16 protein-coding genes are annotated in these 13,480 nt (G+C 64.5%); 2 read left to right on the forward strand and 14 right to left on the reverse strand.

From position 1 onward, the window contains the following. Positions 1–103 precede the first annotated feature (103 nt). The 6 genes from ACDELDRAFT_RS04885 to rpsP form a co-directional block, all read right to left on the reverse strand. Positions 104–1,090, reverse strand: coding sequence for a CobD/CbiB family protein (locus tag ACDELDRAFT_RS04885; protein ID WP_005794038.1), 987 nt, complete (start codon positions 1,088–1,090; stop codon positions 104–106). A gap of 45 nt (positions 1,091–1,135) precedes the next feature. Beyond that, positions 1,136–1,855 (reverse strand): CoA pyrophosphatase, encoded by a 720-nt coding sequence (locus tag ACDELDRAFT_RS04890; RefSeq protein ID WP_232504722.1) that lies wholly within the window; start codon positions 1,853–1,855, stop codon positions 1,136–1,138. Between the two features lie 96 nt (positions 1,856–1,951). Further along, complete coding sequence (rplS, locus tag ACDELDRAFT_RS04895) at positions 1,952–2,335, reverse strand: 50S ribosomal protein L19 (protein ID WP_005794043.1); 384 nt, start codon at positions 2,333–2,335, stop codon at positions 1,952–1,954. A gap of 137 nt (positions 2,336–2,472) precedes the next feature. Further along, a complete protein-coding gene (gene trmD, locus ACDELDRAFT_RS04900) occupies positions 2,473–3,231 on the reverse strand; it encodes a tRNA (guanosine(37)-N1)-methyltransferase TrmD (protein ID WP_005794044.1) in 759 nt (252 codons plus the stop codon). A 27-nt stretch (positions 3,232–3,258) separates the two neighbouring features. Further along, on the reverse strand, positions 3,259–3,828 hold the full coding sequence (rimM, locus tag ACDELDRAFT_RS04905; RefSeq protein ID WP_005794046.1) for a ribosome maturation factor RimM: 570 nt from the start codon (positions 3,826–3,828) through the stop codon (positions 3,259–3,261). Positions 3,829–3,906: 78 nt separating this feature from the next. After that, positions 3,907–4,158 carry a 30S ribosomal protein S16 gene (gene rpsP / locus ACDELDRAFT_RS04910; protein ID WP_005794048.1) on the reverse strand — a complete coding sequence of 84 codons (252 nt, stop codon included), beginning with the start codon at positions 4,156–4,158 and terminating at the stop codon, positions 3,907–3,909. A 414-nt stretch (positions 4,159–4,572) separates the two neighbouring features. Between rpsP and ACDELDRAFT_RS04915 the strand changes: the two genes are divergently transcribed. Both ACDELDRAFT_RS04915 and ACDELDRAFT_RS04920 read left to right on the forward strand, forming a co-directional pair. Next, entirely contained in the window at positions 4,573–5,094 is a 522-nt protein-coding gene (locus tag ACDELDRAFT_RS04915) for a GNAT family N-acetyltransferase (RefSeq protein ID WP_005794049.1), read from the forward strand. 147 nt (positions 5,095–5,241) lie between these two features. Continuing rightward, on the forward strand, positions 5,242–5,688 hold the full coding sequence (locus tag ACDELDRAFT_RS04920) for a hypothetical protein (RefSeq protein WP_005794051.1): 447 nt from the start codon (positions 5,242–5,244) through the stop codon (positions 5,686–5,688). Positions 5,689–5,767: 79 nt separating this feature from the next. On the opposite strand, the gene ACDELDRAFT_RS04925 is transcribed toward ACDELDRAFT_RS04920, so the two are convergent. From ACDELDRAFT_RS04925 to ACDELDRAFT_RS04960, 8 genes are all read right to left on the reverse strand, one after another. Beyond that, entirely contained in the window at positions 5,768–6,778 is a 1,011-nt protein-coding gene (locus ACDELDRAFT_RS04925) for an inorganic phosphate transporter (RefSeq protein WP_005794053.1), read from the reverse strand. Between the two features lie 18 nt (positions 6,779–6,796). After that, positions 6,797–7,444, reverse strand: a complete 648-nt coding sequence (locus ACDELDRAFT_RS04930) for a DUF47 domain-containing protein (RefSeq protein WP_005794055.1) — start codon at positions 7,442–7,444, stop codon at positions 6,797–6,799. Positions 7,445–7,606: 162 nt separating this feature from the next. Beyond that, complete coding sequence (locus ACDELDRAFT_RS04935; RefSeq protein ID WP_005794057.1) at positions 7,607–7,969, reverse strand: DMT family protein; 363 nt, start codon at positions 7,967–7,969, stop codon at positions 7,607–7,609. A 167-nt stretch (positions 7,970–8,136) separates the two neighbouring features. Next, positions 8,137–8,865, reverse strand: a complete 729-nt coding sequence (locus ACDELDRAFT_RS04940; protein ID WP_005794060.1) for an ABC transporter ATP-binding protein — start codon at positions 8,863–8,865, stop codon at positions 8,137–8,139. Positions 8,866–8,867: 2 nt separating this feature from the next. Continuing rightward, positions 8,868–9,662 carry an ABC transporter ATP-binding protein gene (locus ACDELDRAFT_RS04945; RefSeq protein WP_005794062.1) on the reverse strand — a complete coding sequence of 265 codons (795 nt, stop codon included), beginning with the start codon at positions 9,660–9,662 and terminating at the stop codon, positions 8,868–8,870. A gap of 21 nt (positions 9,663–9,683) precedes the next feature. Then, entirely contained in the window at positions 9,684–10,760 is a 1,077-nt protein-coding gene (locus ACDELDRAFT_RS04950) for an ABC transporter permease subunit (RefSeq protein WP_005794064.1), read from the reverse strand. Positions 10,761–10,772: 12 nt separating this feature from the next. Next, positions 10,773–11,702, reverse strand: a complete 930-nt coding sequence (locus ACDELDRAFT_RS04955) for a branched-chain amino acid ABC transporter permease (RefSeq protein WP_005794066.1) — start codon at positions 11,700–11,702, stop codon at positions 10,773–10,775. A gap of 316 nt (positions 11,703–12,018) precedes the next feature. Then, complete coding sequence (locus ACDELDRAFT_RS04960; RefSeq protein WP_005794068.1) at positions 12,019–13,332, reverse strand: replication-associated recombination protein A; 1,314 nt, start codon at positions 13,330–13,332, stop codon at positions 12,019–12,021. Between the last annotated feature and the right edge of the window lie 148 nt (positions 13,333–13,480).

The raw sequence follows: 13,480 nt of genomic DNA on the forward strand, positions 1-13,480 counted from the left end.
GCCAGCGCGCCACGCACCGTGCCTTGCCTTGCCAAGTTGGCCAGGCCGCAGGGCGCGGCCCCTGAGCGGGGGGGCCTCACCAGCGGCCGGCGGGGCGATGGCCTCAGCCCAGCAAGCGTGCCAGGGTCAACAGCGCGAGCAGCAGCATCCACACCACCACCGATCGCCAGACCAACCCCACCACGCTGCGCAGATGCCCCACTTCAGGCTCGCGGCCGGGGGTGCTGTCGCTGTCGCCAATGTCGGCGTCGATTTCCAGCCCCTGCGGAGTCTGCAGATCGGGGCGGGCGCGCAAGGCCTCACCGCCCAGCCGCACGTTGATGGCCCCCGCCGTCGCGGCCAGCACGACCCCATCGTTGTCGTTGGGAAAGCGCTGCGCATGAAAGCGCCAGCCCTCGATGGCCTCTTCAAAGCTGCCCACCACGGCAAAACTCAGGGCGGTCATGCGCGCGGGCAGCCAGTCGATCAGGGTCCAGGCCTGCGCCGACGCACGCTGCAAGGCCGGGCTGGCGGGCTGCACACCCGTGCGCTCCCTGTACTGCCAGTAGCGCGACACGAATTCGGCCAGCCGGTACAGCACCGCCCCTGTGGGCCCCAGCCCCAGGGCCGCCAGCACCGAAAACCAGGCCAGCACGCCAAACACATGGCGATGCGCCGCCAGCGCCGAATACTCGATCACATGGCGCACGATCTCGCTGCGCGGCAGCGCTCCGACATCGACCTGCTGCCAATGGGCCAGACGCTCACGCGCCCGGTCCTCATCACCCTCTTCCAGCGCATCGCGAATCCCGGTGAAATGGTGACTGAACTGCCGAAAACCCAGGGTGACGTACAGCACCGCCACACTCCACACCACGGCAAAGGGCCAACCCAGCCCCAGCAGCAGCAGCCAGTGGACGGCCAGCGTGACCAGCGCCGGGACCAGCACGGCCAGGCACCACGCCACCCAACCGTGGTGTGGCTTGCCGGCGTCGAAATTACGGCTGACGGACAAAGCCCAAGCCCGCAAACCTGCGTGGATCGGGTTGGTGCGTGCCAGTGGGCGGGCCTGCTCGATCAGCAGAGCGAACAGGATGGCGAAGAAACTCATGGACGGCAATGATACTGGTGGTTCAGCCCGCCCACACCCGCGCCGTCAGGCCAGCATGAATCGGTAGAAGTTGCGCAGCATGCCAGCGGTGGCGCCCCAGATGAAGCGGTCGTGCTGGCCATCCTGGTACGGCATGGAAAACCACTCGCGCCGCACGCCCTGCCACTCGAAAACATGGCGCCGGTGGTGGGCGGGGTTGAGGACAAACGCGAGCGGCACCTCGAACACGTCGGCCACTTCGTAGGGATTGGGGTGCAGTTCGCAATCGGGCTGCACGAGTGCCACCACGGGCGTGATGATGAACGATGAGCCCGTCACATACGTGGGCAAGGCCCCCAGCACCTCCACGAAGCGCCGCTCCAGACCCACCTCCTCCTCGGCCTCCCGCAGGGCCGTGTCAGCGGCCGACACGTCTTGTGGATCGGCCTTCCCGCCTGGAAAGGCCACCTGTCCCGAGTGGGTCGACAGGTGTAACGTCCGCTCGGTCAGCAGCACCGTGGGCTGCTCACGCAGCACAATGGGCACCAGCACGGACGCATGGGCCGGCGCACGGTCGAGAAACTTCTTTTCAAGCACGACCTCGGGTGTCCACACCGGCGGGTGAGCAAACCGAGCACGCAGGGCCTGCGGAGTCTGGGCCTGCGCGGGCACAGCGGGCAAATGCGCGTCCACCCCCGCCACCGGAACGCCGCGCGGGTCGAAATCGGGCAGCGACGACAGCGGCACCGCGGGCGCACGGGAGGGTTGAGGAATGGAAGGATCCAAAGCAAGCCTTGATGAACAGCAGCGAGCCAGCCCCAGAATGCAAAAAGCCGCTACAGGCAGATGCTGTAGCGGCTGCGTTCAGGGCTTGCCTGCGCCTTATGCGGCGGTGGCAGCAGCCTTGGCACGCGAAGGCAGCTTTTCCTTGATACGTGCCGACTTGCCGCTGCGATCGCGCAGGTAGTACAGCTTGGCGCGGCGCACATCACCGCGGCGCTTGACTTCGATGCCGGCGATCAGCGGGCTGTAGGTCTGGAACGTGCGCTCCACGCCTTCGCCGCTGGAGATCTTGCGCACGGTGAAGCCGCTGTTCAGGCCACGGTTGCGCTTGGCGATCACCACGCCTTCGTAGGCCTGCACGCGCTTGCGGGTGCCTTCGACCACGTTCACGCTCACGATGACGGTGTCACCAGGGGCGAATTCGGGGATGGTCTTGTTCAAGCGGGCGATTTCTTCCGCTTCCAGGGTCTGGATCAGGTTCATGTTTGACATCCAACGATCTTGTCCGCGCCAAAAGTGGCTGCGTCGGGATTGACGGTTCAGGGTTTTGCGGGCTCTGCGTGCAAAGCCTGGGGCAAAACGGCCGGCCAGAGGATCGAAAAGCCTTTGATTATAGCAATTCAGCCCAGCTTGGCCAATACCGCCTCGTCCGCAGGCGCCAGCCGCCCCGCACGGCGCGCCGCCTCGATCAGGTCGGGCCGGTGCTGCGCGGTCACTGCCAGCCGCTGATCGCGGCGCCAGCGTTCGATCTGGGCATGGTGCCCCGACATCAGCGCCGAAGGCACCGCGCGCCCTGCCCACTCTTCCGGGCGCGTGTAGTGCGGGCAATCAAGCAGGCCGTCCAGCGCCGGGTTGAAACTGTCGAGCTGGTGGCTGCCCTCAGCGTGGAGCACCCCTGGCTGCAGCCGGGCCACAGCATCGAGCAAGGCCATGGCGGCAATTTCACCACCCGAAAGAACGAAATCACCCAGGCTCATCTGCTGATCAACGTGGGCGTCGATGAAACGCTGGTCGATTCCTTCGTAACGCCCACACAGCAAGATGGCCCCCGTGCTGGCCGACCAGCGCTCCACCGCAGCGTGGTTGAGCGATTCGCCAATGGGCGAAAAAAGCACCAGCGGCGCCTGCGCAGACACCGCCTCACCGCGTTCGGCGCGGATGGCCGCAAGGCAACGCGCCAGGGGCTCGGCCAGCATCACCATGCCCGGCCCGCCGCCGAAAGGACGATCGTCCACGCGGCGGTAATTGCCCTCGGCATGGTCACGCGGGTTCCACAGGTGCACGTCGACCTGCCCGCTGGCGTAGGCGCGGCGGGTCACGCCGCTGGCCAGAAAAGGCGCGAACAGTTCGGGAAACAGGGTGATGATGTCAAACCGCATGGTGCGCTGCGCCGGCGTGCTGGCGGCTCAGTAGTCGGGCTGCCAGTCGACCGTGATGCGCTTTTCAGGCAAATCCACCTTGTCGACGAAAGCCGAGACGAACGGAATCATGCGCTCCAGCGCCTTGCCATCCTGCTCATAGGCCAGCACCAGCACCGTCTGCGGCCCGGTGGACATGAGTTCGCGCACCAGCCCCAGCGCCACGCCTTCGCGGTTGACGACCTGCAGGCCGATCAGATCGACCCAGTAATACTCGTCTTCGGTGGTGGACGGGAAACTCGAACGCGGCACGAAAATGCGCGCCCCGCGCAGGGCTTCGGCAGCATCCCGGTCGTCGATGCCCTGGGCCCACGCCACGACCGTGTCGGAATGGTCCTTGGCCTGGCGAATCTGCAGCAGCGCCGTGCCCGAAAACGTCTTGGCGCCGCGCTCCGACGGTTGCAGGTACCAGCGCTTGGACGAAAACAGCGCCTCGGGGCTGGCGCTGTGCGACAGCACCTTGAACCAGCCCTTCACGCCCCAGGCGTCAGCAATGCGCCCCACCTCCACGGCGTCGGCAGGAAGTTCGGCAGATTCGAGCTGCAGGGGTGTGGCCATGGGTTTTCTCGGTGCAAAAACAAAAGGGCGGGTTCCGCCGGGCAAGCCAACGGAACCCGCCCTTTCGAGGGGGGTGCTTTAAGCAGCCTTCTTGGCGGCTTGCTTGATCAGGCGGTCCACGGTAGGCGAGGACTGGGCGCCCACGCTCTTCCAGTACGTCAGACGGTCTTGCACGATGCGCAGACCTTCTTCGGTTTCCTTGGCGGTGGGGTTGTAGAAGCCGATGCGCTCGATGAAGCGGCCATCACGGCGCACGCGCTTGTCAGCAACAACGATGTTGAAGAAAGGACGGCCCTTGGAGCCGCCGCGGGAGAGTCGAATGACGACCATGATTTATCCTTCGGGTGGTGAACTCCGGCAACAATTGCCTTGAGCCACAGTGTTCGCAACCATATTCGCAACGCTTGAGACACGCGACATGGCCACCCGGCCAGCGACACGCTGCAAAGCCCGCGATTATATCCATTTCCTCGAAGCGAGTTATGCACTTTTACGCACTCCCTTGGGGTCTGCAGGCCCGTGGTCTCCAGGTGCATCCTCCTGCCCTGCCTGGCCAATGCGCCTGCACGGCCCTTGCTGTGGGTGCGGTTGCGTGCACCAGGCCCTTGCAAAAAGCGGGTAAAAGGCCCACGCCAGGGCGGGTGCTGCGCCCGGCAAGGGGCGCGATACACGTGGTCTTCTATGCAGTGACCGGGGCCTGCCCCTGATTTTCTAACCCTTCGCGTGCGCAGCACGCTCCCATCCATGCCCACCATTCGACCCAGTACCGACCAGGATATCCCCGCCATTACCGCCATTTACCAGCACCATGTGCTCCACGGCACGGGCACGTTCGAGATCGATCCCCCCACGGAAGCCGACATGGCCGCTCGGCGCAAGGACGTGCTGGCCCGCGGCCTGCCCTGGCTGGTGGCGGAGAAGGACGGCCAGGTTCTGGGCTTCGCCTATGCCAACTGGTTCAAGCCGCGCCCGGCCTACCGCTTTTCCGCCGAGGACTCGATCTACGTGGCCGACAGCGCCCGCGGCATGGGCGTGGGCCGCAAGCTGCTGGCGGAGCTGGCCGTGCAGGCGCAAGCCGCCGGCGTGCGCAAGCTGCTGGCCGTGATTGGCGACTCGGCCAACGCCGGGTCGATCGGCGTACACCGGGCCCTGGGCTTCACCGACGTGGGCGTCATGCGCTCGGTCGGCTGGAAATTCGGCGCCTGGCGGGACATCGTGCTGATGGAAAAGACCCTGGGCGCCGGAGACACCACTTCGCCGGAATAATCGGGGGATGAACAATTCCTCCCGCCCTCCCCACTTCGTGGGGTCCCCGGCCTTGCAGGCCACGGCGATGCCGCACAGCGTAGGCCGACCTGGAACCGCAGCCCCCAGCCCCGATGGGGCTGCTTTGCACCCGGGGGCAGCGCGGCAATGAAAAACAAGACCGTGGCGGCATGGCTCGCCTTCATGGGCGGGCCGCTGGGCCTGCACCGCTTTTATCTGCACGGCCTTGGCGATCTGTTGGGCTGGATGCTGCCCATTCCCACAGCACTGGGCCTGTACGGCATCCAGCGCGTGCAGCAACTGGGACAGGACGACCACTACAGCTGGGTCCTGATTCCCTTGCTGGGGTTCACGATTGCGGGCTGCGCGCTGCAGGCCATTCTGTACGGGCTGATGGCCCCCGAGAAATGGAACGCCCGCTTCAATCCGGCCGCCGCGGCCGATGCGCCGGCGGGGCGCACGCGCTGGGCCACCATTTTCGCCGTCGGGCTGGCGCTGATGATTGGTACGGCCGTGCTCATGGCCAGCCTGGCCTTCAGCTTTCAGCGCTACTTCGAATACCAGATCGAGGAAGCCCGCAAGATCTCGCAGTGAGCCGGTCTTGAAGCAAGAAGAGCCTGCAGCGCTTGATGTACAAGCGCTGCAGGCTCTTTTTTTGATAGCAACTGCGCGATCAATAGAGTTGCAGACTGACCCAGTAGGCGATGGCGGCCACGAAGGCGCTGGCCGGAATGGTCAGCACCCAGGCCCAGATGATGTTGCCCGCCACGCCCCAGCGCACTGCGCTGGCCCGCTGCGTCGAACCCACGCCGACAATCGCGCCGGTGATGGTGTGCGTGGTGGACACGGGGATGCCCAGCGCGGTCGCCAGGAAAAGCGTCAGCGCCCCGCCCGTTTCCGCGCAGAAGCCGCCCACGGGTTTGAGCTTGGTGATCTTCTGCCCCATCGTCTTCACGATGCGCCAGCCGCCGAACATGGTGCCCAGGCCGATGGCCACGTAACAGCACACGATGGTCCAGGTCGGCGGAGAGGCGTCTGTGGCCGAGGCATAACCCGTGGCAATCAGCAGCAGCCAGATGATGCCGATGGTTTTCTGCGCATCATTGCCGCCGTGGCCCAGGCTGTAGGCGCCCGCAGACACCAGTTGCAGGCGGCGAAACCACTTATCGACCTTGCTGGGGCGCGTGCGCCGGAAGATCCACGACACCAGCACCATCATGAGCGAACCGAGCAGGAAGCCCAGCAGTGGCGACACGAAGATGAACGCCACGGTCTTCAGGATACCCGCGGAGATCAGCGAACCCGCGCCCGCCTTCGCCATCACGGCGCCCACGATGCCGCCGATCAGTGCGTGCGACGAACTGCTGGGAATACCGTAGTACCAGGTGATCACGTTCCAGGTGATGGCTCCCACCAGCGCGCCGAACACCACATGGGTGTCCACCACGCCCGGCTGGACGATGCCCTTACCCACCGTGGCGGCCACGCTCAGGTGGAAGATGAAAATGGCCACCACGTTGAAGAACGCGGCAAAAAGCACGGCCTGGGCCGGCTTGAGCACCCCGGTGGACACCACCGTGGCAATCGAATTGGCGGCGTCGTGGAACCCGTTCATGAAATCGAACAGGATCGCCAACGCCACGAGCAGGACAACAACCCACAGGGCCGTTTGTGCGGTTTCCATGTTGATGCGCCCTGCGGATCAGGAGTTCTCGAGGACGATGCCCTCGATGGTGTTGGCCACGTCCTCGCACTTGTCGGTAATGGTTTCGAGCAGCTCATAGATGGCTTTGAGCTTGATCACCTCGCGCACATCGGGCTCTTCGCGGAACAGCTTGCTCATGGCCGCGCGCATGACGCGGTCGGCGTCGCTCTCGAGCCGGTCGATCTCTTCGCAGGTCTTGAGGGCGGCTTCGGCAACCGCCGGGTCGGCGATCTTGTCAAGCAGCTTGACGGCATCGCGCAAGCGCTCGCAGCACTTCACGCTGAGGTCCGTGAGGCGCGTGATTTCGTCGGTCATGTGGTGCACGTCGTACAGCGCCATCGTTTCGGCCGAGTCCTGGATCAAGTCGGCGACGTCGTCCATCGTGTTGATGAGCGTGTGGATCTGCTCGCGGTCGATCGGCGTGATGAAGGTCTTGTGGATCAGGCGGTTGACGTCCTGGGTCACGCGGTCGGCGGCACGCTCGGCATTGTCCACGTCCTGGTTGTACTTGTCGCGCAGGTGCGGGTCGCTGTAGTTCGCCACCAGCTGCGAAAAGGCCCGTGCGGCCTCGACGATGCGCTCTGCATGCTGGTTGAACATCTCGAAAAAATTACCTTCGCGCGGCAACAGCTTGCCAAACAGCATGGGAGCTCCTAGGGCGGAAACGGGATAAACACAGGGCACAGCCCACCTGCTCATGACAGGGGCATGACCCATTTGTGACAAGGATGAAACACGGCGAGTTTAACCCCGCGCCCTTGCGCGGTTCGCCCTGCCCCCCGGCGAGGGGGCCGCGCCCACGCCCCCTCAGGCGCCGCGGAAGATGAAATACACCGCACCCACCATGCACAGCCCCGCCCAGAGATAGTCCCACTTGAGGGGCTGGTCGAGGTAGAACACGGCAAACGGCACAAAAACCGAGAGCGTGATCACTTCCTGCAGGATCTTGAGCTGCCCCACGTCGAGCTGGGTGTAGCCGATGCGGTTGGCGGGCACCTGCAGCAGGTATTCGAACAGGGCAATGCCCCAGCTCACCAGTGCCGCCACGTACCAGGGCGATGTCGCGAAGTTCTTCAGGTGGCCATACCAGGCGAAAGTCATGAAGACATTGCTGGCCACCAGCAGCAGCACGGCTTGCAGGGTGACGGGAATCGATTGCAGGAAGTTCATGGAATGCGGTGCCAGACGTTGGGGGGGCACACTCTAAGCCAAAATGGCTGTTTGTGCTTGCTCCGTGGACGCAAGCAGCTATGCACTTTATAGCAGTGCACTCCAACAAAAAAGGCACTGCACACTGTGCAATGCCCTTGCATGAACGCAGGCCGGGGCGCTGCGCGTCACTCGCCCAGGTAGGCCGCACGCACCCGAGGGTCGTTCAGCAATTCCTGGCCCGGCCCGGTCATGGTGATCAGGCCCGATTCCATGACGTAACCGCGATCGGCAATCGCCAACGCTCGGCTGGCGTTCTGCTCGACCAGCACAATGGTCACGCCCAGGGCGTACACGTCGCGCACCACCTCGAAGATCTTGTCCACCATGATGGGCGACAGGCCCATGGAGGGCTCGTCGAGCAGCAACACCTTGGGCTGGCTCATCAGCGCGCGGCCCATGGCCAGCATCTGCTGCTCGCCGCCGGACATGGTGCCGGCCAGCTGGTCCTTGCGCTCGCGCAGGCGCGGGAAGATGGTGAACATCTTCTCGATGTCGGCGGCAATGCCCGCCTTGTCGTTGCGGATGTAGGCGCCCATCTGCAGGTTTTCGGTGATGGTCATGCGCGCAAACACGCCGCGGCCTTCCGGCACCATCACCAGGCCCTTCTTCACCAGATCCCAGGCGCCCTTGCCCTTGATGCTTTCACCCAGGTACTCGATGTCGCCATCGTTGATGGGCAGCGTGCCCGTGATGGCCTTCATGGTGGTGGTCTTGCCGGCGCCGTTGGAGCCGATCAGCGAGACCAGCTCGCCTTCGCGCACTTCGAAGTCCACGCCCTTCACGGCCTGGATACCGCCGTAGGCCACCTTCAGGCCCTTGACCTGCAGCAGTACCTTGTTGGATTTTTCGGCCATTCTCAATGTCCTCCGGTGCCCAGATAGGCCTCAATCACTTTTTCGTTCTTCTGCACGGTGGCGGGGGTGCCTTCGGCGATCTGCTTGCCGTAGTCCAGCACCGTCACGCGGTCGCACAGGCCCATCACCAGCTTCACGTCGTGCTCGATCAGCAGGATGGTGCGGTTGTCGTTGCGGATGCGGTCGATCAGCTCGCGCAGCTGCACCTTCTCGGTGGCATTCATGCCGGCGGCGGGCTCGTCCAGGGCGATGAGCTGCGGATCGGTGGCCAGGGCCCGGGCAATTTCGAGGCGGCGCTGGTCGCCGTACGACAGCGTGCGCGCCTTGTAGTCGGCAAATTTGCCGATGCCCACGTAGTCCAGCAGTTCTTGCGCCCGCTTGGCGATGGCGGCCTCTTCTTCCTTGAAACCCTTGGTGCGGAACACCGCGCCCAACAGCCCGGAATGGGTGCGGATGTGGCGCCCGACCATCACGTTCTCCAGCGCCGTCATCTCGGCGAAAAGCCGGATGTTCTGGAAGGTGCGGGCGATGCCCGCCTTGGCCACTTCGTGCACGGCCGTGGGCTCATAGGGCTTGCCGGCCAGCTCGAACGTACCACTGTCGGGCGTGTAGAGGCCGGTGATCACGTTGAAGAACGTGGTCTTGCCGGCACCGTTGGGGCCGATCAGGCCGTAGACCTGGCCGCGCTGGATGGTGATGCCCACGTCGGACAGGGCCTGCAGGCCGCCGAAGCGCTTGGAAATGCCCGCCACCTTCAGCACCACTTCGCCGGCCGAATTCTGGATGTTCTCTGCCATGTTTCTGACTTTCTGTGCTGTTCAGGTCTTCTGCGTAAGGCTCTTGCCATGCTCGGGCGAAGGCCACAGGCCGCGGGGGCGCAGCAGCATGATGATGATCATGGCCAGCGCGATCAGCAGCTGGCGCAGGATGGCGGAATCCAGGCGTCCATCGGTCATGGCCTGCAGCGGACCGGCCACGTAGCGCAGCACCTCGGGCAGGGCCGACAGCAGCACGGCACCCAGGATCACGCCGGGGATGTGGCCAATGCCACCCAGCACCACCATGGCGACGATCATGACCGACTCCATCAGGCTGAACGACTCGGGCGACACGAAGCCCTGGAAGGCACCGAACATGGCGCCCGACACGCCGCCGAACGAGGCGCCCATGCCAAAGGCCAGCAGCTTCATGTTGCGGGTGTTGATGCCCATGGCCTTGGCGGCGATCTCGTCTTCGCGGATGGCCATCCAGGCGCGGCCGATGCGCGAATCCTGCAGGCGGTAGCAGATGACGATACTGACGATCACCAGCAGCAGGAACAGGTAGTAGTAGAGCGTGACGGAGTTGATGTCAAAGCCGAACAGTTCCAGGCGCTTGCCCAGGTCGAGGCCGAAGATCTTGACCGAGTCGATCTGGCCGATGCCCTTGGGCCCGTTGGTCAGGTTTACGGGGTGGTCCAGGTTGTTCAGGAAGATGCGGATGATTTCGCCGAAGCCCAGCGTCACGATGGCGAGGTAGTCACCGCGCAGCTTGAGCGTTGGCGCGCCCAGCACGGCCCCGAACACCGCGGCCACCAGCGCGGCCAGCGGTATCACCACCCACAGCGAAGTGTGCAGCCCGTCCGGGAACATGGAGGCAAACGACGTGAAGGTATCGGTCAGATGCGGCGATGCCATCAGGCCGAAGAGGTAGGCCCCCACGGCGTAGAAGGCCACATAGCCCAGGTCGAGCAGGCCGGCGTAGCCGACCACGATGTTCAGGCCCAGGGCCAGCATCACGTAGAGCAGCGCCAGATCCGCGATGCGGACCCAGGCATTGCCGAAGTACTGCAGCAGCAGTGGCAGGACCAGCAGGGCAATGCCGCCGACGATCCACTGGATTTTGGTGTTCTTCATGGAATGAGGTCCTCAGGCACGGTCGGCCACACGTTCACCCAGCAGCCCCGAGGGACGCAGCGTGAGGATGATGATGAGCACGATGAACGCAAAGATGTCGGTGTAGTGGCTGCCCAGCAGGCCGCCCGTGAGCGTGCCGATGTAGCCCGAGCCGATGGCTTCGATCAGGCCCAGCAGAATGCCGCCCACCACGGCACCGGCCAGGTTGCCGATGCCGCCGAACACGGCCGCCGTGAAGGCCTTGAGCCCCGGCAGGAAACCCATGGTGTGCTGGGCCGTGCCGTAGTTGGATGCGTACATGATGCCGGCAATGGCGGCGAGGACGGCGCCGATGATGAAGGTGGCCGAGATGACCATGTCGGGCTTCACGCCCATCAGCGAGGCCACGCGGGGGTTTTCGGCCGTGGCGCGCATGGCGCGGCCCAGCTTGGTGTAGTTCACCAGGTACATCAGCGAGGCCAGAGCGACCACGGTCACGCCCAGGATCAGTATCTGGGTGGACGTGATCACGGCACCGCCCACCTGGAAGGGCGTGGACGATAGCAGCGTGGGATAGGGCTTGTAGTTGGGCTTCCAGATGATCATGGCCAGCGTCTGCAGCAGGATCGACATGCCGATGGCGGTGATCAGCGGTGCCAGGCGTGGGCTGGTGCGCAGCGGCTTGTACGCCACTTTCTCGATCACGAAATTGAGGGTGGCGGCCACCACGCAGGCAATGATGGTGGCCAGCAGCAGGATGAGCCAGCCCGGAGCTCCCGGCATGGCCTCCTGCATGAGTCCGATACAGCTCCAACTGGTGAGAGCGCCGATCATGAGCACTTCGCCGTGGGCGAAATTGATCAGCTGAATGATGCCGTACACCATCGTGTAGCCCAAGGCTATCAAGGCGTACATGCTGCCGAGAACCAGACCGTTGATGATCTGCTGCAGCAAAATGTCCATAAGAGAAGTCCTTCGTTTGTGACGTACCCACCGCTTTGGCACCGAAATCGGTACAGCCTTGTGGGCCCGACTGCCATGTAGCAAAAAACCCGCCAGAAGTGCAGCTGTGCGGGTTTGAGGTCGGGATTGTAGCCAGTAGTTTCCTGCGGGCCCGTCCTTGACTGGCGGGGTTTTCCCTTGGGTTCCGGGCCCATCAGCCAAGCACTCGGCGCATAAGAAAGATTGATGGATCTATCTCAAATGCTGTGCAAACTTATTACCTGCGGCATGCCGGATCGGCATGAACAACGCCGCCGCCCTCTCTCGCGCCAAAAGCTCAGGGATTTTCCGGATCGGGGGCAGCCGCGACATTGCGCGCGCGCAAATCGCGCAGCTTTTGCGCAATCTTGATCTCGAGGCCGCGCTCCACCGGCTGGTAAAAGCCCGGTTCGTCCATGCCGTCGGGAAGGTAGCGCTCGCCGGCGGCAAAGCCGCCCTCCTCGTCGTGGGCATAGCGGTAGCCCTTGCCGTAGTCGAGCTGCTTCATGAGCTGGGTGGGCGCATTGCGCAGGTGCATGGGCACGGGCCGGGTGCTGTCCTGCTTCACGAAAGCGCGGGCCTTGTTGTAGGCCATGTAGCCGGCATTGCTCTTGGGCGCCATGGCCAGGTAGATCACCGCCTGGGCCAGCGCCAGTTCGCCCTCGGGGCTGCCCAGACGCTCGTAGGTCTGGGCGGCCTCGTTGGCCAGTTGCATGGCGCGCGGGTCGGCCAGGCCGATGTCTTCCCAGGCCATGCGCACGATGCGCCGCGCCATGTAGCGCGGATCAGCACCGCCATCGAGCATGCGCACCAGCCAGTACAGCGCGGCATCGGGGTCCGAGCCCCGCACCGACTTGTGCAGCGCGCTGATGGTGTCGTAGAACTGCTCGCCGCCCTTGTCGTAGCGGCGCATGCGCTCGCCCAGCACCTTCAGCAGCCACGCATCGGTGATCTCGGCGAGTTGCTCCTGCGCCGCCGCCATCTCCAGCGTTTCCAGCGTGTTGAGCAGGCGCCGGGCGTCACCGTCGGCATACGCCACCAGGCGTTCAATCGCTTCGTTTTCAATAGCTGGAAGCGCTTGCTGTGATTGGGCCAGGGCCACAATTTGCTTCAAATCATCGGTGGACAGAGGCTGCAGCACGTACACGGCGGCGCGCGACAGCAACGCCGAGTTCACCTCGAACGACGGGTTCTCGGTGGTCGCGCCAATGAAGGTGAACAGGCCGCTTTCCACATGCGGCAGGAAGGCATCCTGTTGGCTCTTGTTGAAGCGGTGCACCTCGTCCACAAACACGATGGTGCGCTGCTGCATGAGGCCGTCGCGCGCGCTTTCGGCCAACTGAACGGCGTCGCGGATGTCCTTCACGCCGCCCAGCACGGCGCTGATGCTGATGAACTGCGCATCGAACGCATCGGCCATGAGCCGCGCGATGGTGGTCTTGCCCACGCCCGGCGGCCCCCAGAGGATGCAACTGTGCGGCCGGCCCGACTCGAACGCCAACCGCAGCGGCATGCCCGGCCCCAGCACATGCTGCTGGCCGATCACTTCGGAGAGCTGGCGCGGGCGCAGGCGCTCGGCCAGGGGCTGGTGGGGTGCGGCGGGCTGTTTCACGTTCGGCGAGGCAAGGGGGCAGCCACCGATGGTAGCGGGCAAACCGGACTGCCCACGCCGACTTCTAGAATGGCCACCATCGCGTCTGCAGCCACCGGAGGATTTTCATGCCCGTGCGCATCGTTCAACTCGGCAGCCCCCGCGCCCC

Origin of the sequence: Acidovorax delafieldii 2AN, from assembly GCF_000175235.1 — a bacterium.
GTDB classification, from domain to species: Bacteria; Pseudomonadota; Gammaproteobacteria; order Burkholderiales; family Burkholderiaceae_C; genus Acidovorax; species Acidovorax delafieldii_B.